Source organism: Thioalkalivibrio sp. ALE16, assembly GCF_000381305.1.
GTDB lineage: Bacteria > Pseudomonadota > Gammaproteobacteria > Ectothiorhodospirales > Ectothiorhodospiraceae > Thioalkalivibrio.
The window spans coordinates 267,618-290,993 of record NZ_KB906355.1; the positions used below are offsets into that span (position 1 = coordinate 267,618).

At 69.5% G+C, this 23,376-nt stretch carries 22 protein-coding genes; 5 read left to right on the plus strand and 17 right to left on the minus strand.

Annotated elements, in window-relative coordinates; translation table 11 throughout:
- Nucleotides 1-60: 60 nt before the first annotated feature.
- From F627_RS0103190 to F627_RS0103270, 17 genes are all read right to left on the minus strand, one after another.
- Complete coding sequence (locus tag F627_RS0103190) at nucleotides 61-1,779, minus strand: complex I subunit 5 family protein (RefSeq protein WP_019583256.1); 1,719 nt, start codon at nucleotides 1,777-1,779, stop codon at nucleotides 61-63.
- Nucleotides 1,776-3,296, minus strand: a complete 1,521-nt coding sequence (locus tag F627_RS0103195) for a complex I subunit 5 family protein (RefSeq protein ID WP_018866000.1) — start codon at nucleotides 3,294-3,296, stop codon at nucleotides 1,776-1,778. The genes F627_RS0103190 and F627_RS0103195 overlap by 4 nt, the downstream gene beginning before the upstream one ends.
- Complete coding sequence (locus tag F627_RS0103200) at nucleotides 3,296-4,780, minus strand: complex I subunit 5 family protein (RefSeq protein ID WP_018866001.1); 1,485 nt, start codon at nucleotides 4,778-4,780, stop codon at nucleotides 3,296-3,298. The genes F627_RS0103195 and F627_RS0103200 overlap by 1 nt, the downstream gene beginning before the upstream one ends.
- A complete protein-coding gene (locus F627_RS0103205) occupies nucleotides 4,777-5,205 on the minus strand; it encodes an NADH-quinone oxidoreductase subunit K (protein WP_018866002.1) in 429 nt (142 codons plus the stop codon). Before F627_RS0103205 ends, F627_RS0103200 begins: the two co-directional genes overlap by 4 nt.
- Nucleotides 5,202-6,197, minus strand: a complete 996-nt coding sequence (locus F627_RS0103210; RefSeq protein WP_018866003.1) for a hydrogenase subunit MbhD domain-containing protein — start codon at nucleotides 6,195-6,197, stop codon at nucleotides 5,202-5,204. The genes F627_RS0103205 and F627_RS0103210 overlap by 4 nt, the downstream gene beginning before the upstream one ends.
- Entirely contained in the window at nucleotides 6,194-6,490 is a 297-nt protein-coding gene (locus F627_RS0103215; protein ID WP_018866004.1) for a monovalent cation/H(+) antiporter subunit G, read from the minus strand. The genes F627_RS0103210 and F627_RS0103215 overlap by 4 nt, the downstream gene beginning before the upstream one ends.
- Nucleotides 6,480-6,806 (minus strand): monovalent cation/H+ antiporter complex subunit F, encoded by a 327-nt coding sequence (locus F627_RS0103220; RefSeq protein WP_018877685.1) that lies wholly within the window; start codon nucleotides 6,804-6,806, stop codon nucleotides 6,480-6,482. Before F627_RS0103220 ends, F627_RS0103215 begins: the two co-directional genes overlap by 11 nt.
- Complete coding sequence (locus tag F627_RS0103225; RefSeq protein WP_019583257.1) at nucleotides 6,803-7,366, minus strand: Na+/H+ antiporter subunit E; 564 nt, start codon at nucleotides 7,364-7,366, stop codon at nucleotides 6,803-6,805. Before F627_RS0103225 ends, F627_RS0103220 begins: the two co-directional genes overlap by 4 nt.
- Nucleotides 7,367-7,405: 39 nt before the next feature.
- Nucleotides 7,406-7,945, minus strand: coding sequence for an invasion associated locus B family protein (locus F627_RS0103230; protein WP_018877683.1), 540 nt, complete (start codon nucleotides 7,943-7,945; stop codon nucleotides 7,406-7,408).
- A 147-nt stretch (nucleotides 7,946-8,092) separates the two neighbouring features.
- Entirely contained in the window at nucleotides 8,093-11,002 is a 2,910-nt protein-coding gene (locus F627_RS0103235; protein WP_019583258.1) for an EAL domain-containing protein, read from the minus strand.
- Complete coding sequence (locus F627_RS0103240) at nucleotides 11,002-11,961, minus strand: ABC transporter substrate-binding protein (protein ID WP_019583259.1); 960 nt, start codon at nucleotides 11,959-11,961, stop codon at nucleotides 11,002-11,004. Before F627_RS0103240 ends, F627_RS0103235 begins: the two co-directional genes overlap by 1 nt.
- 158 nt (nucleotides 11,962-12,119) lie before the next feature.
- Nucleotides 12,120-13,631 (minus strand): glycosyltransferase family 39 protein, encoded by a 1,512-nt coding sequence (locus F627_RS0103245; protein WP_019583260.1) that lies wholly within the window; start codon nucleotides 13,629-13,631, stop codon nucleotides 12,120-12,122.
- Nucleotides 13,628-14,296 carry an HAD-IB family hydrolase gene (locus F627_RS0103250; protein ID WP_019583261.1) on the minus strand — a complete coding sequence of 223 codons (669 nt, stop codon included), beginning with the start codon at nucleotides 14,294-14,296 and terminating at the stop codon, nucleotides 13,628-13,630. The genes F627_RS0103245 and F627_RS0103250 overlap by 4 nt, the downstream gene beginning before the upstream one ends.
- A 16-nt stretch (nucleotides 14,297-14,312) precedes the next feature.
- Nucleotides 14,313-15,065: an SDR family oxidoreductase gene (locus F627_RS0103255; RefSeq protein WP_019583262.1), complete on the minus strand. Its 753-nt coding sequence runs from the start codon at nucleotides 15,063-15,065 to the stop codon at nucleotides 14,313-14,315.
- A gap of 5 nt (nucleotides 15,066-15,070) precedes the next feature.
- Complete coding sequence (locus tag F627_RS0103260) at nucleotides 15,071-16,369, minus strand: FAD-binding oxidoreductase (RefSeq protein ID WP_019583263.1); 1,299 nt, start codon at nucleotides 16,367-16,369, stop codon at nucleotides 15,071-15,073.
- A gap of 375 nt (nucleotides 16,370-16,744) precedes the next feature.
- On the minus strand, nucleotides 16,745-17,719 hold the full coding sequence (locus tag F627_RS0103265) for a lysylphosphatidylglycerol synthase transmembrane domain-containing protein (protein ID WP_019583264.1): 975 nt from the start codon (nucleotides 17,717-17,719) through the stop codon (nucleotides 16,745-16,747).
- Complete coding sequence (locus F627_RS0103270) at nucleotides 17,716-18,594, minus strand: decaprenyl-phosphate phosphoribosyltransferase (protein ID WP_019583265.1); 879 nt, start codon at nucleotides 18,592-18,594, stop codon at nucleotides 17,716-17,718. Before F627_RS0103270 ends, F627_RS0103265 begins: the two co-directional genes overlap by 4 nt.
- Nucleotides 18,595-18,717: 123 nt before the next feature.
- Between F627_RS0103270 and F627_RS0103275 the strand changes: the two genes are divergently transcribed.
- The 5 genes from F627_RS0103275 to F627_RS0103295 all read left to right on the plus strand — a co-directional run bounded on the left by F627_RS0103275 (nucleotide 18,718) and on the right by F627_RS0103295 (nucleotide 23,317).
- The gene (locus F627_RS0103275) at nucleotides 18,718-19,224 is read left to right on the plus strand and encodes a hypothetical protein (protein WP_019583266.1); all 507 of its coding nucleotides are present in this window, start codon (nucleotides 18,718-18,720) and stop codon (nucleotides 19,222-19,224) included.
- 40 nt (nucleotides 19,225-19,264) lie between these two features.
- Complete coding sequence (locus F627_RS0103280; RefSeq protein WP_018866017.1) at nucleotides 19,265-20,155, plus strand: EamA family transporter; 891 nt, start codon at nucleotides 19,265-19,267, stop codon at nucleotides 20,153-20,155.
- A gap of 55 nt (nucleotides 20,156-20,210) precedes the next feature.
- Nucleotides 20,211-20,600 carry a hypothetical protein gene (locus F627_RS0103285; RefSeq protein ID WP_018866018.1) on the plus strand — a complete coding sequence of 130 codons (390 nt, stop codon included), beginning with the start codon at nucleotides 20,211-20,213 and terminating at the stop codon, nucleotides 20,598-20,600.
- Between the two features lie 33 nt (nucleotides 20,601-20,633).
- Nucleotides 20,634-21,602, plus strand: a complete 969-nt coding sequence (locus tag F627_RS0103290) for an arsenic resistance protein (protein WP_018879578.1) — start codon at nucleotides 20,634-20,636, stop codon at nucleotides 21,600-21,602.
- Nucleotides 21,603-21,970: 368 nt separating this feature from the next.
- Nucleotides 21,971-23,317: a sigma 54-interacting transcriptional regulator gene (locus F627_RS0103295; protein ID WP_018876286.1), complete on the plus strand. Its 1,347-nt coding sequence runs from the start codon at nucleotides 21,971-21,973 to the stop codon at nucleotides 23,315-23,317.
- The last annotated feature ends 59 nt before the right edge of the window (nucleotides 23,318-23,376 follow it).

Here is a 23,376-nt window from a genome sequence, read left to right on the forward strand (position 1 = left end):
TGAAGGCCGGCCCGGGGCAGTCCCGGGCCGGCCTTTTTCGTGCCTCGCTCGAGGGCGGCCTTATCCGGCGAGCAGCGTCAGGTAGAGCCCGAGCATCGCTGCGGAAAACAGCAGCCCGATGGTCTCCCAGCGGGTCAACATGCGCTCGGCGGCCTCCAGGCGACGGCGCGCGCCCAGGCGCAGCGCACGCATGCGGGCCGGTATCCGGGGTGGCCAGGGCCCCGGCAATGCCAGGCGGCGTCGAGTGCGGCGGGCGCCGTCCCAGGCGGCCTCGGCCAGCACGGCCAGATCCCCCTCCGGCACGCGCGGGGTCTCGCGGTCGCGAACCCCGCGCCAGGCCAGAAGGGCTAGGCCCAGCCCCAGCATGACCGGCCACAGCAGGGACGAGCCGTACAGGTCATGGACGCTCAGGGGCAGGGCCGTGGGGCCGGCCAGCAAGGTTGCGAGCGGGAGCAGGAGTGCCATCAGCGAAAGGCCGCCCCAGGCCCACCAGCGCGGTCGGTCGAGGCCGTCGGCCGCGGTCTCGAGATCCGCCCGCCAGCGCCACAGGAAGCGCAGTAGCAGCACCGTGGTGCCGGCCGCCGCGAGGGTCAGCAGCCACTCGGTATGGGCCAGCCAGCCCGACAGGGCCCCCACCGCCAGCGGCTCCTTCAACGCGTTCTTGGCCAGCGCGCCACTGGTGAAGGGCAGGCCCGCCAGGGCCAGCGCCGGCAACAGCGTGAACAGTGCAAAGGCGGTCCGCGCCGGGCGGGTGACCGGCCACTGCCGCTGCATGCCGGCGGTCAGGAACAACGCCCCCTTGGCCAGACCATGATGCACGGCGTACAGCGTGACTGCTGCCAGCAGCCAGCCGCGCGCCTCGGGCAGGAGCAGGGCCAGGCCGATACCCGTGGTCATCAGCCCCATCTGCGAGATGCTGGAGTAGGCGAGCAGGGTCTTCGGCCGTACCTGCAGCACCCCGACCAGTACGCCGAGGAAGGCCGCCGCCAGGCCCAGCAGGACCAGCGCCTCGCCCAGCACGGCGTGGCCGGCGGCGTCGATTGGCAGCAGGCGCATCCAGCCCAGCAGGCCGGCCTTGATCATCGCCCCGGACAGCACGGCGCTCGCGGGTACCGGAGCGGCCGGGTGGGCCAGCGGCAGCCAGAAATGCAGCGGCAGCATGCCGGCCTTGATGCCGAGCCCCAGGACCAGTAGGACCAATGCCCAGCCCTCGGGGCGCGCCGCGGCCACGGCCGCCAGGCTGGACTGCCCCGCCGCATGGACAGCCAGTACCAGACCCGCGAACAGCAACACCTCGCCCAGTACCGCGAGGATCAGATACACCCGTCCGGCCCGCCAGGCCTCCGGCTTGCCGGAATGGATCACCAGTCCGTAGGCCGACAGGCTCATCAGGGAAAAGAACAGATAGAAGGCGATCGCGTCCTGCGCCAGGATCAGGCCCAGGTTGCCGGCCAGGGCCAGCAACCAGAACACATAGAAGCGATGCCGCCGGGGATCGTCGCGCCGATCGGAGAGCGCGAACAGCCCGGCGGCCAGCCACAGGCCCGCGGTCAGGCCCAGGAAGGCCCGGCCGGTCGGGTCGACCGCCAGGTGGGTGCCCATCAGCAGGCCGGAGAAGGTCGCCTCCAGCCCGGGCGGGGCCAGGACGGCCAGCGCCAGGCCGGGGAGCGCCGCCCAGGGCACCAGGCGGTTCAGCCGCGCCCGCCCCGGACGCAGGCCAATGAACACCGCGAGCAGCAGCGGCGCGAGCGGGACGGCCAGCAGCACAGCCCCGCTCACAGCCCGAACTCCGGCAGCGCATAGTCACGCTGGACGATCAGGCTGACCCAGCCGAGCGGGCTCAGCCCCAGCCCGGCAAACAGCCCGACCAGGAGCCCCAGCGCGGCGGTAAAGACCACCGGGAACAGCAGCATCCAGTGGGTCTCGAAGCGGGTCGGGCCGGCATGGGCCTGCAGGGGTTCATGCCACGGCTCGCGGCGCTCGCCCAGCCAGCCCCGGATCACCGGGGGCAGGAAATAGGCCGCGTTCAGCAGGCTCGACAGGACCAGCACTCCGAGGATCCAGGGCATGCCGGCCTCCAGCGCCCCCAGCCCCAGGTGCCACTTGGTCACGAAACCGGCCAGGGGCGGCAGGCCGATCATGCCCAGCGCGCCCGCGGTAAACGCCAGCATGGTCAGCGGCATGCGCCGGCCCACGCCGTCGAGCTCGCTGATGCGATGGATGCCCAGGGTCTCGGCGAAATTGCCGGCGCAGAAGAACAGTGTGATCTTGGTAATGCCCTGGTGCACCAGGTGTACCAGCCCGCCGATGACCCCCAGGGGCCCGGCCAGCGCGACGCCCAGGATGATGTAGGAGACCTGACTCACGGTGGAGAATGCCAGGCGCTGCTTCAGGTCGTCGGTGCGCAGGGCCTGAATGGAGCCATAGATGATCGTGACCGCCGCGATCACCAGCAGCCCGGCCGTCAGGCCCAGCTCGATCGCCAGTTCCGCCCCGTAGACATCGTTGACCACGCGGATGATGCCGAAGGCCCCGGCCTTGACCACCGCCACCGCGTGCAGCAGCGCGCTGACCGGCGCCGGCGCGACCATGGCGATGGGCAGCCAGGAGTGCAGCGGCACCAGCGCGGCCTTGACCCCGAAGCCGACCATCAGCAGCACGAACAGGACCTGCAGCGTCACCGAGTGAGTCTCCGCGAGGCCTTCAAGGTAGCCGCCCGGGGTGAAGCCCTCGGCCCCGGCCAGCAGCGTGAGCCAGACGATGGCCGTGAACAGTACCAGTCCGCTGGTCAGGGTGTAGCCGAGATAGAGGCGTCCGGCCCGCAGGGCCGCCGGCGTGCCGCGGTGAACCACCAGGGGCCAGGTCGCGAGGGTCAGGATCTCGTAGAAGATCAGGAAGGTGATCAGGTTCCCGGACAGGGCAATCCCCACCGTCGCGCTGACGCACAGCGAGAAGAAGCCGAAGAAGCGGCTGCGTCGCGGTGAGCCCTCGAGGTAGCCGATGGCGTAGACCGTGGTTACGAACCACAGCACGGCCGAAAGGCTGGCGAACAGGAGCGACAGCGCATCGGCCGCGAGCACCAGGTCGATGCCGGGCATCAGCGGCAGACTGAAGTGGTATTCGTCACCGCGCAGTACACCCGCCAGCAGCACCCCGACCAGCGCCAGCTTGGTGCCGGCGCCGCCCAGGTTCAGCGCGGTGCGCAGGCCCTGTCGGTGCTCCGGCAGGAAGAAGATCGCGATGCCGGGTCCCAGCGAGCTGAACAGGATCGCGAGCAGCAGCCAGCCACCGTCCATCACGGGGCCCCCGGGGTCAGGGCAAGGGTGTTCAGCGTCAGCACGCCGGCCAGCCCGGCCAGCGCCGCGACCGTGGCCAGAGCCAGCGGGACCCAGTCCATCCACGGCGACACTGCCTCGCCGGCGTCGCGGCGGCCGCGATGAAACGCCGGGGCCACCATGCGCAGCACGTAGGCCGCCGCCAGCAGCCCGCCGCCGGCGATCGCCAGCACCCACAGCACGCCGATCAGGCTGCCGGCGAGGACCGTGCCCAGGCCGGCCTCCAGCAGCAGGTACTTGGCGATGAAGCCACCGGTGAACGGCAGCCCCATCAGGCTGACCCCGGCTAGCCCCAGGGCGAACACCGTGCGCGGCCGGGCCCGGAGTACCGCGCCCAGCTCGGCCAGGCGGTCATGCCCGGCGGCGTGTTGCAGGGTGCCCGCGGCGAGGAATACCGAGGCCTTGGCCAGGGCATGGACCACCGCGAAGAACACCACCACCCGCCAGGCGCCCGGGTCCACCAGCATCAAGGGGAAGGCGACCAGCAGATAGCCGAACTGGGCGACCGTGGAATAGGCCACGATGGATTTGAGCCGCCCCGCGCGCAGCGCCTGCAGCGAGCCCCAGATCAGCGCCCCCACCCCGAGCAGGCCGACCAGGATGCCGAAGGCCGGGGTCGCCAGCGGGGCAAACACCCCCATCCACAGCCGCAGGATCAGGTAGAACGATCCCGTGACCACCAGCCCGGAGAGGACCGCACTGACCGGTGCCGGGGCTGACCCATGGGCCGGCGCCAGCCAGACATGCAGCGGGAACAGGGCGGCCTTGAGCATCAGGCCCGCGGTCATCAGCACCGCCGCCATGCGTTCCGTCGGGCCCGCTTCGGTACGGGCCTCCAGCAGCACCAGATCGAGTACCCCGTGTTCCCCGAACAGCAGAACCACGCCCATCAGGAAGCTGAGCGAGCCGAGGATGTTGACCAGCAGGTAGCGCACCGCGCCGGAGACCGCGGCGGCCGTGCCGGTGAAGGCCACCAGGGCGACGGCCGAGAGCGACACCACCTCCAGGGTGATGTACAGGTTGAAGGCATCGCCGGAGAGAAACAGCATGTTGAGCCCGGCCCATAGCCACAGCCACAGGGGCCAGAACTGGCGACGCTCGATGCGGTCGTGCACGTAGCCGAGGCTGTAGAGGCTGGTGGCCAGGGCCACTACGGCGGTAAGCACCAGCAGGGTCATGGACAATCCGTCCAGCTGCAGCATGAGCCCCAGCGGGGCCTCCCAGCCGCCCAGGGCCACCCGCGTCGCGGCGGTCTCCGGGTCCGGCCCGGCGTGCAGGAAGGTCGCGCTCAGACCCAGCACCCAGGCCGTCACCGCGAGCGCGCCCAGCAGGCCGATCCGGTGGGCCTGGCGCGGCCATGCCGTTGCCAGCACGGCCACTCCCAGAGACAGCGCGACCAGTCCGGCGCTCCCCGCCGGGAGCCATTCGGGGTTTGCCGGGATCACGCCGACCGGTCCTCGCCGGCGGACGATTCGGCCGGACCCCCATCCGCGTGGTGCTCCTCGCGCGAGATGTCCTCCACCGGGGCGTCGTCATCGGGCGGCCCGGGCAGCATCACTGCGTGGCCGGTCAGCCGCGTCAGGTGCACCACCAGGGCCAGGGCGAAGGCGGTTGCACTGACCGCGACCACAATCCCGGTCAGGGTCAGCGCCTGCGCCACCGGATCCGGCGGGCCCTCGCCGCGGGCGGCGACACCCAGCAGCACCATGAATACGCCCGAGCCCATGATGTTCAGGGCCAGGATGCGCAGTACCAGGTGGTGGCGGCGGATCAGCCCGTACAGGCCCAGGGCGAACAGGATCGCACCCCCGGTGGGATACAGCAGGCCCGGGGCCAGGGTGTGCGCGACGGTCTCCGCCAGCCCGTTCATGTGTCGTCTCCGGCCGGGCGGCCGGCCACGAACAGGGCCACCAGGGTCAGGGCAATGGACAGCGTCGCCGCCACCTCGATCAGGATGATGAGCGGATAGGCCCACGCGTCGGCGTAGCCGAGAAAGCCGTGCCCGGCGACGAGACCATAGGTCCCCACCAGCAGGAACAGCGCGACACCCGCGGTGATCCCCAGACGCAGCGGCGCCCCGGGGGCCATCGGCAGTTGCCGCGGCCGGGCCAGCACCAGCAGGATGCCGGCTGCCCCGAGGATCGCCCCGGCCTGGAAGGCCCCGCCGGGGGCGTGGCTCCCGGCCCACAGCACGTACACCCCGGTGACGATCGCGACCGGTACCAGCAGCCGCAGGGTGCCGGGCAGGATTGGGCCCGGGGCCGGGCGGGCCGGGATCAGGTCGTGCCGCCCCAGGGACCACGCGCCCAGCAGCGCGATCAGCACGATCGCCAGTTCCAGGAAGGTGTCGTACGCGCGGAAGTTCAGCAGCACCGCGGTGATCGGATGATCGACCCCGGAGACGTCCATGTGCGCATCCACCACCGGCTCCAGACCGACGGACTGCGGCTGGTGCCACAGCGCGGTCACCAGCAGGCCGCCGACCACCAGGGCGAAGGTCAGCGCGGGGAGGAAGGTCCGGCGTTCGGGCGGCGGGTCATGCAGGGCGCGCAGCAGGGCATGGGGCCCGGTGGGGTCGGGCGGTGGCGTATGCGGCCGCCCGCTGCGGCGTTCGGCCATGATGCTGCGCAGGCGCTCCAGCGTCACCAGCAGCAGGGCGCCGGTGATGCCCGCGCCGATGGCCGCCTCGGCCAGCGCGATGTCCGGCGCCTCCAGCCGCACCCAGGCCAGCGCGAGCAGCAGCCCGAAGGTGATGAACAGGACGACGGCCCGGAACAGGTCGGTGCTCGCCAGGCAGCGCCAGGCCACCCCGACGATGCCGGCCAGCAGGACCAGATCGAAGAGGACCAGCAGGGCGTTCATCGGTCCGACTCGAACTCCCCGTGGGTCCAGGTGCGTTGCGCGACCATGTGCGCGGCCGTGGTCCCCGCCGCCAGTACCAGCACCCAGATCAGCAGCAGCTTCAGGATGTCCGCCGGTCCGCCGGCCTGGAACATCAGTCCGAGTATCACCAGCCCGAGCCCGACGTTGTCGGCCTTGGTCAGGGCGTGCAGGCGCGAATAGACATCGGGAAAACGCAGCAGCCCGGCGGTGCCGGCCGCGAAGAACACCAGTCCGGCGAGGATCAGGATCACGGTCAGTGCGTTAGCGATCATCGTGGCGCCTCTCGGGGCCGGGGGTGTCCGGCGGCTGGCGGTGGATCGGGGTATCCGGTGGTTCCGGCAGGCCGTGCTGGCGGACGAAGGCCACTGCGGCCACGACGGCCAGCAGGGCGAAGACCAGTGCCACGTCCACCAGGGCGGATTCCTCCAGTGCCAGCGACAGGAGCAGCAGGATCGTGACCCCGGTGGTGCCGAACAGTTGTGCGGCCAGCATGCGGTCGCCGGAACCCGGGCCTCGCAGCACGCGGACCAGTCCGAGCAGTATGGTGCCGAGCAGGAACAGGGCGGCGGCCAAATAGAAGAGGCTCATGGAGCGGCTCCGTCGTCACTGGCGCGGCGGTCACGCGGGTCGTGGAATGCCGCACGGATCCGTTGTTCCAGGGCGATCAGAGCCGCCCGCGTATCGGCGTTCCGGTCCAGCACATGCAGGGTCAGCAGGCGCCCCTCCAGGCGTACGCTGAGCGTGCCGGGCAGCAGACTGACGACCGCCATGAACAGGGTCAGGGGCGGGCCGTGAGCCAGTTCCGTGCGGTAGGTCAGGAAGTCCGGCTGGATCGGCAGGCGCGGGTCCAGGGCGCGGCGGGCGACGTCCAGCCCGCCGAGGAACGAGCTGCGCAGGAAGAACCCCAGCAGGCCCGGAAGCGCGCCGGGTCGCAACGGCAGCGGCCGTCCGGCCGGCAGCAGCAGGCTCGCGACCGCGGCCAGGATGATTGCGAGCAGGGCCAGGGGTTCCAGCAGGGCGGCGCTGCCGGCCAGGACCCACCAGAGCAGTGCGGCGGCCGCGGCGGTGGCCAGTGCCCGCCGTGCCCGCGACCGGCCGCGACCGGCAAATCTGCGGCCGGAATGGGACGGGACCGAGGCGCGCGCCATCGCGTGATCGCTGGGTGGGGTCGCTGGTGACGCCGCCGGTTATTGCAGCTGGTTGCTGGCGTCAGTGAAGCCCATCAGGGATACGTCAAACACGAACGGCTGTTCCTGGTGCAGGGCACGGAAGGCGACGGTCAGGGCCTGTCCGCCGCGCAGCGCGCTCATCTGTTCGCTGTTCAGTTCGCGCCCGGCGACGCAGCCCTGCTGCACGCAGGTCACGTAGCCCGCATCCATCTCTTCGCCCGCATCGTCCACCTGCATACGGATGCCGGGGCGCAGGTCGACGCCCAGCGGTACCAGGATCTCGATGATGTGCTGGTCGCCCTCGCGGCGTACGGTCGCCTGCAGGAACAGCCCCTGCGCCTGCTCGTCCTGGATCTCCAGCGTCTGCTGCATCCGGCAACGCTCGCCCTGTGGCGTCTCGATACAGGCGACCTCCCAGTCCTGGTGGATCGTGGTCTCCGGCTCCTGCTGCTGCATCTGTTGTTGCATCTGCGGATCGGCCTGCTGGGACAGCGCCAGGCCGGGCAGGAGAAGAAACAGGGCCGGGATCAGGCCCGCGCGCAGGGGGCGGATAGTCATTCGGTGTGCTCCGGAACTTGTATTCAGCCGTACAGAATGGCCAATGGCGGCCCTCGGTCGCAACCGTGGCCGGGAGAACTACAGACCGTCCTGACTGATGCATGTTCCCCGCACAGGGGCCCGATGAGCGTCTCGCAGGCCTCGCTGTCAGCGCGGTGGGTTGTGCATTGCAAACAGTTCCTCCAGGGGCTGCGGGCGGTGCAGCCCGTAGCCCTGGGCGAAGTCCACGTTCAGCTCGCGCAGGCGGGCGATGGTCGATTCGTCTTCGGCAAACTCGGCGATCGTTTTCTTGTCGAGCAGGTGACCGATGTTGTTGATGTTGCCGACCAGGGCGTCATTGACCGGGTCGGTGGCGATGTTGCGCACGAAGCTGCCGTCGATCTTCAGGTAGTCCACCGGCAGGGTCTTCAGATAGGCGAACGACGACAGCCCGGAGCCGAAGTCGTCCAGCGCGAAGCGACAGCCCATGCCGCGCAACTCGCGGATGAAGCGCATTGCCGCCTGCAGGTTGGAGATCGCCGCGGTTTCGGTGACCTCGAAGCAGAAAATCTCGCCAGGCAGCTGGTGCAGGCTCAGCTGGTTGCGGATGAATGGCAGCAGGGTCTCGTCACTCAGGGTCGCGCCGGAGAGGTTGACCGCGCAATGCTCGATGCTCGCCGGGCCGTGCAGGCGGATGTGGTCAGCCACCATGGAGAAGGTCCGGGTGATGATCCAGCGGTCGACGATGGAGATCAGGTCAAAGCGTTCGGCGGCCGGCAGGAAGACCCCGGGGGGGATCAACTCGTCGTCCTGGCTCCGCAGGCGCACGAGCACCTCGAAGGAGAGTCCCGCGGGCGGTGCGCCGGAGTCGGGCTCGGCCAGTGGGTGAATCATCTGGGCAAACAGCACCAGGCGCCCCTGTTCGACGGCGTCGGAGATCTGTGTGGCCCAGTCCATCTCGCGCCGGTGCTGCTGCAGGTCCTGGTCCTCCGGGCGGAAGATATGCGAGCGCCGTCGGCCGGCGTTCTTGGCCGCGTAGACCGCGATGTCGGCATCGGCGAGCAGCTGGTTCATGCTGCGCTCGCCGGGTTGGAACTCGATGATGCCGATGGAGGCGCTGATGCGGAACACGCGGTCTTCCCAGGCAAAGCGCAGTTCGTCCAGGACCGTATGGATGGCGTTGGCGATGCGGTCGGCGTGGGCGATGTCGCAGTGCGTGAGGATGATGCCGAACTCGTCGCCCCCAAGGCGGGCGAGCAGGTCGGTTTCGCGCACCTGATCCAGCATCAGTTCGCCGACCTGGCGGATCATCTGATCCCCGGCGACGTGGCCGGCGACATCGTTCACGACCTTGAACTGGTCGAGGTCGATGTACAGCAGGGTATGGTTTTCGTGCCCCTTCTGGCTTTCCGGGTAGCGCGCCAGCTGTTCCAGGCGCTGCTCGAAGGCGTGGCGGTTGGGCAGCCCGGTCAGGGCATCGTGGGTGGCCTGCCAGCTGAGCTGGTTGGCCAGCTCGCGCGCCTGGGTCACGTCATGGAACACCAGCACCACACCCACGATCTCGCCGTCCCGGTCGCGGATCGGCGCGGCCGAGTCCTCGATCGCGAATTCCTGCCCATCCTTGCGCAGCAGCATGGTGTGGTTGGCCAGTCCGACGATCCGACCTTCCTTGAGGCAACGCTCGACCGGGTTGACCGCCGGTTTGCGGGTGATCTCGTTGAGGATGTTGAATACTCGCGTCAGCGGTTCACCGGTGGCGGCATCGGTGGTCCAGCCGGTCAGGTACTCCGCGATCGGGTTCAGGAACGTGACTCGGCCCCGGGTATCGGTGGTGATGACGCCGTCGCCGATGGAGGCGAGCGTGACCTGGGCATATTCCTTTTCGCGGAACAGGGCCGCCTCGGCGCGCTTGGTCGCGGTGATGTCCTGCACGATGCCGTACATGCGCCGAGGCTCGCCGTTCTCGTCGCGCAGCACGTCGCCACTCCCGAGCAGCCAGCGTTCGTCGCCGTCCGGCGTGAGTACGCGGTGCTCGATGCTGTATGCGGTACCCTGCTCGAGGGTCTGTTCTACCGCGGCCTGGACCCGCGCGCGGTCGTCGGGATGGATCCGCTCCAGGTAATGCTCGAAGGTGACCTCGGTGGTGTCCTCCGGCAGGTTGAAGAGCTGGTAGGTCGGACGGGTCCAGACCAGGTCGCCGCTGGCGATATCCCATTCCCAGGTGCCGACCCCGGAGAAGGCCTGGGCCAGATACAGCCGCTGCTCGCTCTCGCGCAGGCGCGCCTGTTCCTGCACCAGGCCATCCGCCATGCGGTTGAAGGCGCGTGCCAGGCGGCCGATCTCGTCGCGCCCGGTGACCCCGGCACGCTGGTGGTGCTCGCCACCGGCGATCTGCTCCGCGGTCCGGCTCAGGCGGCTCAGGCGCCGCCCCAGTGCCTGGTAGATCAGCCACCACAGCGCGGCGAGTGCTGCGATAAGGATCGGCGCGAGCAGCAGCGCCGAGTTCAGGGCCGCGGTGCGCGCCTGCCGGAAAGGCAGCGACAGATCCCATGCGAGGATGACCGCGCCCGAGGGGCTGCGCCCCAGGTCCACCAGAGGCCCGGTGAACTGCAGCGGCGCCACCGCGATCAGGGTGTTCTCGCCCGCGACATGGCGCACCTTGGCGGCGCGGCGGTCGCGGGCGTCGGTCAGCAGCGTGCGCAGCGGGTCGGCCAGCGCGGCCATGGGTTCGGCGTCCAGGGTCTCCGCGAGCGGGCGTTCGCGCATGCCGCGGTTCAGGGCGGCAACGTAGTGCTGGCGTTCATCGACCACCCCGGCCAGGCGGACCCGGATATCGACATTGAGCGCCGCGATCTCGTCCTGAATGGCCTGCGTGCCGTTGTTTGCCAGGTGGTTCTGGACGATGCGCTGCATGCGGCTGATCTCGGTCGCCAGTTCGCGTTCGGCGTTCGCGAGAATGCTGCGCTGCTGGTTGTGGATCAGGGTCAGGGTGTAGAGGGTGCCGAGAATGAGTGCCACCACCAGCAGGAAAAGCGGCAGCGTGGTGTTGATCGGATAGCGGAACAGGCCCTGCCACATCAGCCGTCTTCCGATGGCGGGCAGCCCGCCGCCTGCAGGACGCGGTCATCGAACAGACGATCGAGGTTCACCTCGCGCTCCAGCAGTCCCTGCTGCTGCATCAGGGTGGCCAGGTGCTCGCTGCTGGCGCGCAGGGCCTCGCCGCCGTCGGCCAGGGCTGTGCAGTTTTCCGCTCGCGAGGGGAAGCGGACCCCGGCCAGCGCACCCTCCAGTTCCTCCGCGCTGAGGTCGCTGTACCGGGCCATGGTGGCCCTGGCCGGTTCCGGCTCGGCATTCAGATACTCGAGCGTGCCAAACCAGGCATCCACCAGCTGCCGGAGATGTCGCGGGTGGTCGTCGAGCGCTTGGCGCTGAACTACCAGTACATCGACGATTTCGCCCGGGATCCGGGTGCTGTCGAACAACTCCTCGGCACCGGCATTCAGCAGCCGGGTGCGGGTCGGTTCGAAGGTCGCCAGGGCGTCGACCTCTCCGCCGTGGAAGGCCTCCTCGTGGCGCCCCGCATCTACGCGCACGATATCGACTCTCTCGCGGTCGAGGCCGCCGTGTTCCAGGCCGCGAGCGAGCAGGTAGGCGGTGGCGGCATCATTCTCGACCCCGATGCGGCGGCCCTCCAGATCGGCCATGCGGGTGATGCCCGGCTGCGCCAGGATGGTGTCGCCGCCATGGGAATAGTCCAGCAGCAGGATGACGCGGATATCGTGGCCGTCGGCGCGCAGCAGAAAAGCCTCGTCCAGGGTCAGGGCGGCGGCGTCGACATTGCCGTTGCGAAAGGCGCGCAGGGACTCCACGTTCGAGCTGAAGCGGGCGAGGCGAATTTCGTCGATGGGAAGCCTGCCCTCGGAGGCGGCCAGGTGGAGGGGGTGGTAGCCGATCCACTCGATGGTGGCCACCCGCAGCGGGGTCTCCTGGGAGCCACCACAGCCGAGCAGCAACAGCGGCAGCAGCAGAACGAGCACGGCGAGACCACAGCGCCAGCGGGTGCGTGCGCTCGCTCTACGCTGGCGGGCAGGGATCGCCGCTCCGGGTGCGATCATCGCTCGCCCCTCCCTGGATGAAGTCGATGGCTCACGGACAACAGTATCCGGGGGGACCATTCCCTGGTCAACGCAGGGTCTTATTCCCGGTTCGTGTAGCGGTCGGTGAAGGCGCAGCGGCCCTCCGGCAGCCAAGGCGGGAAGTCGTAGTAGCGGGCGAGCACCGGTTCCAGGATCTGGTCGTGGTAGGCGGCGTAGTCGAAGCCGCGGCCTTCGGCGAGGGTCCATTCGACGCCGCGGATGGTCACTTCGCGTACGCGCACCTCGTCGAAGAAGGGCTCCACCTGCGCCGGGTCCAGCACGCCGCGGGTGGGGACGTAGAGCAGGTTGGCCCCGTCCAGGGCGCGGAAGTCGGTCAGCAGGTCGTCCTGGCGGCCGTAGTGGGACCCGGGGCCGAACACGCCGACCTCGCGCCCGGCGTAGTAGGCGAGCACCGCCGAGCGCGAGTAGCTGCGGGTGAAGACGTGCCAGTCGGCGTCGTATTCGTTGACCACCGCGGCCACCGATTCCGGCGCTAGGTAGAACACCGCGTCGGCGTAGCGATCCTGGCCCTTCAGCCATTCCACCGGCATCAGCGCGATCGTCAGGATCGCGATCGCGTGCAGCACGGCGAGGGCCCCGGAGAGCCAGGCGCTGATGGTCAGTGCACGCACATTCAGGAACAGCGCCGGCAGCAGCAGGAAGGGGGCGAAGGCGGCCAGCCAGTGCAGCCCGATGCTCTTGAACGGGGCGAGCAGGGCAAACAGGAGCAGCGGGATCAGTCCGGCGGACAGGAACACGCCCAGTTGGTGCGTGCGGATGCCGGCGGCCAGGGCCCGCCACTGACGCGCGTAGAACCACAGCAGCCAGGGCGTGAACAGGTAGACCAGCAGGATTGCGTAGGTCAGCCAGTTGCCGGGGTCGAAGCCGCCGTCGCCGTGCCGGTTCACGATGTTGAACATCACGTTGTACCAGCAGTTGCCCCAGTTCCAGTACAGGTTGAGCGCCACCGCCGGCACCACGCCGAGGATGATCAGCAGGAGGCCGCGCCAGTGCTGCCGCGCGAACAGCAGGATGTGCAGTCCCAGCGCAATCCCCAGCAGGACCGCGAAGTACTTGGACAGGAACGCCAGCCCCAGGGCCAGGCCGGCGAGCAGGAACCAGTGCGCGGTGCCGGTACGCAGGGCCTGCCAGGCAAGGCCGGTAGCCAGCAGGCTGAACAGGATCAGCGGGGTGTCCGTCGCGGTGATCACCGCGATGAAGAACAGCGGCATGAACAGCGCCAGCAGCGACACAAGGCGCGCGCGGACTGGATCGGTATGCCTCCACCAGAGGAAGATCGCGAGCGCCGGTGCCATGGAGACGAAAATACCCAGGGCACGGATGGCCAGCGGGTGCTCCGACAGGGGCAGGATGGCGCCCAGCCACCAGCCGATCATCGGCGGGTGGTCGTAATAGCCGAGGTCCGGGTTCTGTCCCCAGATCAGGAAATAGGCCTCGTCGCCGGTGATTGGCAGGGCCCAGGCCATGCCGATCTTGACCAGCAGCACGGCCAGCAGGATCGCGCCGTAGTGACGGGCGAGCCAGGGCCAGGAGGCGGTTGTCGGGTTCACTCGGGGGCCCCCTCTACCGACGGCCCGTGGACGCGCCGGAAATGGCCCCGGCGCAGGCGGTAGCCGCTGCCGGCCATCTCCAGAAGCGGCTGGTCAGCTGCGCTGTCGCCGTAGGCCGCGACCAGATCGACCGGTTCGTCCGGGGGCAGGGTGGCCAGCCAGGCGGCGACCGCCGCCGGCTTGGCGGCGCCGCGGCAGTTGGTGCCGTCCAGGCGCCCGGTGACGCGACCGGCGTCATCCACCGCGAGGCGCGAGCTGACCACGTCGGTGAGCCCGTAGCGCTCGGCCCACGGTTGCAGCCAGACATCCAGCGAGGCGGAGACCAGTACGCAGTCATGGCCTGCGTCGCGATGGGCCCGCAGGGCGCGCATCCCGGCCGGGCGCAGCAGGCGGTCCAGGCCGCGGTCGGCGAATTCACGGCCCCTGGCCTGCAGGTGGGCGAGGGTCTCGCCGGCGAGCATATGGGTCAGCACCGCCTCCTTGGCATCCTGATTGGACAGGCGCTTCAGCGCCAGGCCGGTCAGCGCCGGGAGGCAGTCCGGCAGGCGGCGGAGGAAGGCCGGTGTCCCCAGCGCGTGGCGCAGGAAGGGGAACAGGCTGTCGCGCCGGGTCAGGGTGCCGTCGAAGTCGAACAGCACGATCTGCCGCGTGTCATTCCGGTTCATCGTTATGGCTTCAGGGTTATAGCTTCAGGCGCTTGAACAGGTATTCGGGGATCAGGCGGATGATGGTCATGATCACCCACCACTTGGCGGGCAGGTAGGCGACGTCGCGGCCACGGCGCATGGCGCGGACGATGCCGCGGGCCACTGTTTCCGGTTCGGCCCACAGGGCGCCGGCGCGGTTGAGGCCCTCGGTCATCGGGGTGCGCACGAAGCCGGGCTTGAGCGTGACCACGTCCACGCCGCTGAAGAACAACCGGTTGCGCAGCCCCTGCAGGTAGATCGCAAGCATGCCCTTGGCGGTGCCGTAGGCGTAGTTGCTCTGGCGTCCGCGATCCCCGGCGACCGAGCCGATGGCGGCGATCACGCCGCGGCCCCGGGCTTCGAAGTCCGGGGCGATGCGGTTGAGCAGGGCGATGGCGCTGGTGCCGTTGACGTGGATTGCCTGCAGGGTCGCGTCCACCGAGGCGTTGCACGCGGCCTGGTCCGGCAGGGTGCCCCAGGCCAGCAGTACGCTGTCCACCTCGCCCAGGGCCTCCTGCGCCTGCTGCCACAGCGCCGCGTGCCCGTCGATATCGGCCAGATCGGCGCGGGCACCGAGGATGCGGTTGCCCTCCGGGTCGTCGGCGCGCACCCGCAGGTCGGCCAGCAGGGCCTCCAGGGCGTCGCCGTCGCGGGCCACGCAGAACAGCCGCGCGCCGGTATCCACCAGCTCCCGGGCCACTGCGGTGGCAATGGCCGAGGTGGCACCAAAGAGGACAACGTTCTTCATTGGGTTCATGCAGTCACCCTGCGCCAGAAGCCGGAGGAGAATTCGGGGTCCACATACTCGGCGAAGGCCTCCCAGCGGGGGAACCCCTGGCGGAAGACGTCGGCCGGCATGCGTGCGTCCTTCGCAGGGTACAGGGCACCGCCGGCCTCCTGCACGATCGCGTCCAGGCGCGCGAACAGGCGTTCGGTGTCGCGGCCCTTTTCCGGGAAGTCCAGCGCGAGCGTGGCGCCCGGGCGCGGGAAGGACAGAAGCCCCGGCGCGGCGCGCTCTCCAAAGGTCTTGAGTACCGCGAGGAACGAACCCTGGCCGCTGGCGGCGATCGCATCCAGCAGGGCCTGCACGCCGTCCCTTGCATCCGCCGGGGGCAGCACGCACTGGTACTGGTAGAAGCCGTTGTGACCGTAGATCCGGTTCCAGTGCCGGATCGCGTCCAGCGGGAACAGCCAGGGCCGGTGGTGGACCCCGCGCGGCGTGGCATGCACCGGCTGGCGGTAATAGAGGTGGTTGAACGCCCGCAGGGTCAGACGGTTGACCAGCGACACCGGCGGGTCCAGCGGGATGCTGCGGCGGCGCTCGCGCGGGGCCTCTTGGCGGGGCGCCACGGTCGCGTGCCGCGCGGCGCTGTAAATGCCGCGTCCGACGCGCCCGCCGGGGCCCGGGTTCAGGCAGTCGATCCAGGCGACGGTGTAGGGCCACTCGCGCTCGGACTGGGCATTCAGCTCCCAGAATGCGTCCAGCGAGTCGAAGCGCTGCGACCAGGCGCGCATCCAGGCGCTGCGGACCGGGCTCAGTTGCAGCGTCACGGTCTCGATCAGGCCGGTCAGGCCCAGGCCGCCGACGGTCGCGGCGAACCAGTCGGGTGTGTTCTCGGGGGTGACGTCCAGCACATGACCGTCGGAACGGCGCAGGGTCAGGGCCCGCACGTGGTCGCCGAAGCTGCCGGCCTGGTGATGGTTCTTGCCGTGCACGTCATTGGCGACCGCGCCGCCGAGGGTAACGAAGCGCGTGCCCGGCACCACCGGCGGGAACCAGCCGCGCGGCACAGCGAAGCGCAGCAGCGCATCCAGCGATACCCCGGCCTCGGCGGTGATCCGGCCCGTGGCGGCGTCGAAGGCCACGAAGCGATCCAGCCCCGGCGTATGCAGCAGGGTGGCCCCCGGGTTCAGGCAGACATCCCCATAGCTGCGCCCCAGGCCATGGGCGAGCAGAGGCCGGGGCACATCGGGCAAGGCCCGACCGCGCCGGCCCAGCGCGACCTCGGCGGCGTGCTCGACCCGCGGGATACGGTTCCAGCTGGCGGTCATGCCCGCCCCCCGACGGGCGAGCCGTCCCCGTCATTGCGAGGCCCCGCAGGGGCCGCGGCGATCTCCCGAAGCTGTTCCCGGCATCGGGGGATAACTCGCTGCACTCGCCCTTCGGGCCGGCCTGCGGCCGTTCGACGCGCTACGCGCTTTTGTACCCCGGCCCCTGCGGGGCCTCGCAATGACGGGGTTGTGGAATGTCGGTTGCGCACGACGATGTCGGTCTGGCACCAGGAGAATCTTGCGGACCCTGCGGCTCTGTGGCTTCGAACCTGTAGGAGCCCGGCCCTCCGGGCGATTGGGGCATTGGTTGCACCCCATCGGCCAGGGGGCTGGCCTCCTACAGGGCTTCGCCATGACGTGGTGAGAGCGAAGCGCCTACGCATGGTGCTCTTCCGGGTGTTCGTGGCCGCGCGCCTCGGGGTTGGTGGCCAGCGCGATCAGGCCCAGGATCACCGCGAACCAGAGGGTGGTGAAGCGGATCAGCATGGTCGCCGCGACCGCGTCGGCTGGCGGCATGTCGGCCCACAGCAGCAGGGCGACCATCACCGCCTCGGTCCCGCCCAGTCCCCCCGGCAGGAAGCTCAGCGCCCCGGCCAGCATGGCCAGCGCGAAGACGAAGGCGGCAAAGGCGAAGCCGGCCTCGAAGCCCGTGGCGTTGAGGATCCACCAGAAGGCCAGGGACTCCGCGCTCCAGGCGATCACGCTGAGGGTCGTTGCGCCGGCCAGCAGGGCGGGGCGGTGACAGCGCCGCGCCTGCAGGAGCACGGTGACCAGGTGGTGCAGGGTACGCCACAGGCGCCGGCCGGGCCGGTCGCTCAGGGTCTGCAGCCACACCAGCGGCCGGCGCCAGGCGAGCACCACCAGTGCAGCGAGGATGCAGGCCGCGCCGACCAGGATCAGCCAGGTGCCCTGTGCGACCAGCGTCAGGCCCAGCATGGACAGCAGCACCACCGCGATCAGGTCGGACAGGCGTTCGGAGACGAACGCGGCGAAGCTGTCCGGGTAGGGCACCCGGCGGCGCTTCAGGAGCACGCCGCGCAGGGCCTCGCCGGCCTTGCCCGGGGTGGTGGTCAGGGCAAACCCGGCCACGTAGATATGCAGGCTGGCGCGGGCCGGGACGGCATGGCCGAGGGTGCGCAGGTACAACTGCCAGCGGGTGAAGCGCAGGCTGTAGTTCACCAGCGACAGGCCCAGCGCCAGCAGCAGTCCGCCGATGCCCACCAGCTTCAGGGCGCGCCACACCTCGTCCGCCCCGGCCCACAGGGCGACCCCGAGATACAGCGCAACGGCGACGATGATCGAGAGCACCACCGCGCGCAGGCGCCAGCCCGAGAGATGCACCGCGCTCATGCGAGCACGAGGATGGTGACCCCCAGCCACACCGCGACGGTGGCCAGCAGGTGGGGGTCGGTGACCAGGTCGCGCGAGGTGTCGTTGCCGCCGCCGCGGGCGTGCAGGAGGAACAGGTAGCGGAAGATGCCGTAGATCACGAACGGCAGGGTGTAGATCAGCCCGTCGGTGCCGTGCAGTGCGATGGTCTGCGCGCTGACGGTGTAAAGCCCGTAGGCGAGCACGGTGCAGGCGGCGCTGATGGAGATGAACTGATCCAGCAGGCTCACGCTGTAGTCATCGAGCACGCGCCGTGGCCCCTCGGTCGTGTCACTGCGCTCGATGCGGTCATCGGCCAGCTCGGCGCGGCGCTTGGCGAAGCCCAGGAACAGCGTCAGCATCAGGCCGCACAGCAGCAGCCACTGCGAGGGCTCGATGCCCAGGCCCAGGGTGCCGGCGAGGATGCGCAGCATGAAGCCGGCCGCGATGCTGAACACGTCGAGGATCACGATGTGCTTGAGCGACCAGGAATAGGCCACGTTCAGCACCAGGTAGGTCAGGATCAGCGCGATGACCCAGGTGCTGACCATCGCCGCGAGGACCAGCGCGAGGATCGCCGCCGTGGCGAAGATCGCCCATGCGGTGGGTACGCTGATCGCGCCGCTGGCGATGGGGCGGTCGCGCTTGGTCGGATGCTGGCGGTCGGCCTCGACATCGACGATGTCGTTCAGCACGTACACGGCGCTGGCGATCGCGCAGAAGGCGAGGAAGGCGAGAGTGGCCGCCAGCACCATGCCGGGCTCGCCCCATTCGTGCGCGAACACCACGCCGAGGAACACAAACCCGTTCTTGATGTACTGGTGCGGGCGCAGCAGCTTGATCAGCGAATACAGCATGCAGGTGTCGGTCGTGGAGGTCGTTGCAGTCTACTGACGCACTCGATGCGTTACCATCGGCGCCGCTGTCGCGCACACCCGCGGTGCGCCGCTTTCCATGTTCCGATCTGCAGGAGAACTGCCATGTCGCTTGTTGCCCGATCCTTTCTGCCCCTCTTCCTGCTCGCCACGGCCGGACTGGTCGCCGGTTGCATGTCCGGCGGTGGTCCCGAGCCCGAGTTCGCCGAGGGCCAGCCGTTTCCCGAGCGCAGCCTGAATGACCAGCACGGGAACCCGGTCGAGCTGCCGGGCAATGCCCGCGTAATCCTGAAGACCGTCGAGGCGGCCCCGGCCGGCGTCGCCAACGCGGTCCTGAGCGAGATGAGCCCCGCCGAGCGCGAGGGGATCGTCTACATCGCCGACATCCACGAGATGCCGCCGCAGCCGATGCAGAACGTGGTCCTGCCGCGCATGCAGGCGCGGGACTACTCCATCGTGGTGACCTCCAGCGAGGCCGATGCCGGCTTCCTGCCGCACGAGCGCGAACAGGTGACCGTGGTCCTGCTGGATGGCGAGGGCGTGGTGACCGGTGTTGGCCATGCCGGCAGCGAAGAGGCCCTGAAGGACCTGCTCGCCGAGGCCGTCGAGTAAGCCACGCGCATGAGGCTTCCGAGCCCGGGCCGGGGCTGACATGGCCTTTTTCCTCGGCCTGCTGACGGCCCTGGGCTTCGGCGCTGGCGACTTCTTTGGCGGCCTGGCCTCCCGGCGCATCCCGGCGCTGGTGGTCGCCTGCTATTCGCAGATCCTGGCCACCGTCGTCCTGCTGGTGATCGCTCTCCCGCTGGCGGGTTTGCCCGGGACCCAGGCCCTGATCTGGGGCGGAGCCTCGGGGCTCGCCCTGGCCCTCGGGCTGCTGGCCTACTACCACGGCCTGGCCGAGGGCTCGATGGGGCTGGTCGCCGCCGTGACAGGCGTGATCTCGGCCCTGGTGCCGCTGCTGGTCGGGCTGGTGATGGGCGAGCAGCCGGGCCCGCTGGCGCTGGCCGGGATCGCGGCCATCGTGATCGCGATCGGGATGATCTCCGGCGGTTCGCGCAAGGCGAGTCCACGCCGCCTGGACGAGCCCGTGCGTGGCCTGATGGCGCTGGCCCGGGGGGCGCACCCGGTGCGCGGGCTGGTGGACGCGACCATCGCCGGCGTCTGCTTCGGGCTGGTCTTCGTGTTCCTGAACGAGGCCGAGGCGGGCTCGCCGCTGTGGCCGGTGGTGGCGACCTCGGCGGTGGGCGCGCTGGCGCTGCTGGCGGTGATGCTGGTGCGCCGGCCGCAGACCGGGATGAGCCGCTCCACGCTGGTGCTGCTGTCGCTGGCCGGTCTGTTCCAGGCCGCGGCGACGCTCGCCTTTGTCGTGGCCGTGCGCATGGGCCTGCTGTCGATCATCGCGGTGGCAGGGGCGCTGTCGCCGGCCCCGACCGCGCTGATGGCGCGTTTTTTCCAGGCCGAGCGCATGTCGCGGGTGCAACTGACCGGTTTCGTCTTCGCCCTGGCGGGCATCGTCCTCATCGTGCTCGGCGGGCCCGGGTAGGGAACCGGCAAGTCTGTTAAGTTGGCGGCGTGACCCAACCCACAGGAGGTGCCAGGTGTCCGAAGATCCCAAGCCGGAAGTCGTGCGCAGCGACGTCAGCGAGCCCGCAGCCGGGCCGCGCAAGGACGTTACGATGGTCACCGTGGTGTACGTGCTGTACCTGGTGAGCTTCCTGACCGCGCTCACCGCGATCGCCGGCCTGATCATCGCTTATATGAAGCGTGGCGAGGCCGATAGCGTCAGCGTCTCCCACTTCACCTATCAGATCCGCACCTTCTGGATCGGGTTGCTGTTTGCCGTGATCGGAGCCATCACCACGCCCATCGGCATCGGCTTCCTGATCTTCCTGGCCCTGATCATTTGGCTGCTGGTGCGCTGCATCAAGGGCCTGCTGGCCAACAACGACAACCGCGCCATCGAGCAGCCCGAGACCTGGCTCTGGTAGTTCCTGTGCGCCGCCCTTGAGCGGCGTTGGTGAATGCGCGCGCGGCTGGAGCAATACCAGGTACTGATCTACCTGGTGGCGATTGCCCTGGGGCTCGGTTTGGGCCTGTCCGAGCCGGAGTTCGGGGCGATGCTGGATGCCGTGCTCTGGCCGGTGCTGGGGCTGTTGCTGTACGCCACGTTCACGCAGACGCCGCTAAACCATCTGGGCGCGGCGTTTCGCGAGCCGCGCCTGCTCGCGGCGGCGGTGATCGGTAATTTTGTGGTGATCCCGCTGCTGGTCTGGGCGATCCTTCAGGTCGCGCCGGGCGGTCCGGCGGTCCTGCTGGGTATCGCGCTGGTGCTGCTGGTGCCGTGCACCGACTGGTTCATTACTTTCACCCATCTGGGTGGGGGTGACACGCGCCGGGCGATCGCCTTTTCTCCCCTTTCGCTGTTGCTGCAGCTCGCCCTGTTGCCGCTCTACCTGTGGTGGCTCTTCGGTGGCGAGTTCACCCTGGTTCTGGCCGGCGGAGACGTGCTGAAGGCCTTTGCCGGCCTGATCCTGGTCCCGCTGGTTCTGGCGTATCTGACCGAACGCTGGGCCGGGGAAGATCCCGGTCGCGGGCGCGTGATCGCCGGCCTGGGGTGGTTGCCGGTGCCGCTGCTGGCCCTGGTGGTGCTGATCGTCGCCGCATCCCAGGTCCAGACGGTGCTCGACGGGGTCGGTGTCCTGCTGCCGTTGTTGCTGATCTTTTCCGGTTTCCTGGTGGTTGCGGCGCTGCTGGCGCGGGCGCTGGCGCGAGCGTTCGGCCTGCCGGTCGCACAGGGGCGGGTGCTCGCCTTCAGCCTGGGATCGCGCAACTCCTTCGTTGTGCTCCCGATCGCACTGGCATTGCCGCAGGGACTGGAGTTGGCGGTGGTCGTGGTGGTGTTCCAGTCGCTGGTGGAGTTGGTCGGCATGGCCCTGTACCTGTGGTGGGTCCCTCGGCACCTGTTTCCCGCCCGGGCGCCGGCGCCTTGATCGGGCGGGTGTGCCCGCCCGCAAGCCATCGTCATGCGGTCCATGCCGGTTGTGTCTGGATGATCGTCGCGGCCCGAGGGAAGGCGTTGAGCCGGCCGTGGCGAGGGCGCGGGTGTCGTGAATTCGACAGGTTTCTGCGGCGGCGGCCTGCTGTTTTCTGTTTGTCACGGTTTTTTGACGATGCCGGCCTATACTCCGAAACGTGACGGGCGTCTCTCCGGGACCGGGGAGCCAGGGATTTTTTCGGACACGCGGGGAAGACCATGTCCGGATCAGGAAAGATCAACGGGGCCTTGTGGCCCGTAAGGCGCAGCGGGATCCTCGTCGCTGAAGGAGACGCGCGGGACTTTGGTGCGGAGATCTACCGGATGTGTTCCTCGGACACACCCCGTGAAGTCGCCTGGCTGGACATGGGCGGGCATCCCGGGACTCCCGTGCCGCAGCTTTCGAGTGCCTGGCATCTGCGCCGCCTGACGTTCCCGATGCCCCGGCCCTGGCCCGATCTGGGCGGGGTTCGGGTCGGCCTTCTGGATCTGGGACGCTCCCTGCCATCGCAGCTCGTCGACTTCGTCCACGCACACCAGCACGTGAAGTGGATCGCCCTGGTCGATCCGGTGCTGTTGCCGAGCCCGGAATTGCGCGACCTGATCCGGGACAGCTGCTACGACTTCCATACCCGGCCGCTGGATCAGGCCCGCCTGGAAGTGACCCTGGGCCGCGCCTGCGGGATGGCCGTTCTGGAGACACCCGCGGAGCCCGCCGCCGGCCTGCCATCGGGGGACGAAGGCCGACCCATTATCGGCCACAGCGCTCCGATGCAGGCCCTTGCGCGGCAATTGAGCCGGGTCGCGGGATCGGACGCCCCGGTGCTCTTCCAGGGTGAAAGTGGAACCGGAAAAGAGCTTGCGGCTCGCACGGTGCACCGTCAGTCGCGGCGCAGCGAGGGTCCGTTTGTCGCGGTCAACTGCGGGGCTTTACCGGCGCAGTTGATCCAGTCCGAACTGTTCGGTCACGAGGCCGGCGCATTCACCGGAGCGACCCGCCGCAAGATCGGTCAGCTCGAGCTGGCCCATGGCGGGACCCTGCTGCTGGACGAGATCGGGGATCTGGGGCTCGACCTGCAGGTGAATCTGCTGCGTTTCCTGCAAGAGGGGACGCTGCTGCGTCTGGGTGGCCTGCAGCCGATCCAGGTGGATGTGCGTGTCCTGGCCGCGACCCATGTCGATCTGTTCAAGGCCGTAGAGGCCGGCCGATTCCGGGAAGACCTCTATTACCGCCTGAATGTGATTCAGCTGGACGTGCCCCCGTTGCGGGAGCGTGGGGCCGACCTGGTGGAGCTGGCCCATTTCTACTTCGACCGGTTTCGTGGCCAGAACCCGCGTCTGCGCGGATTTACCCGCGCGGCCATCCAGGCGCTCTACAGCCATCGCTGGCCGGGCAATGTCCGGGAGCTGGTCAACCGTATTCAGCGGGCCGTGACCATGGCGGACGGGCGCCTGATCCGGCCGGAGGACCTGGGGCTTGCGGCGCCGCTCGAGGGCAGCGGCCGGGAGACGCTGGCGCAGGCTCGTGCCCGCGCGGAACGCGAGACGGTGATGCGGGCGCTGGGGCAGTGCGACAACAACCTGTCGCGCGCCGCACGCGAGCTGGGAGTAGGGCGGGTGACGCTTTATCGCCTGCTCGACAAGTACGGGATGCGTCCGTCCAAGCACTGAACCCCGGGTTCAGGCGCGATGGAGCGGTCCCGGTTCTGGGGGCACGCCGCGGTGCGCCG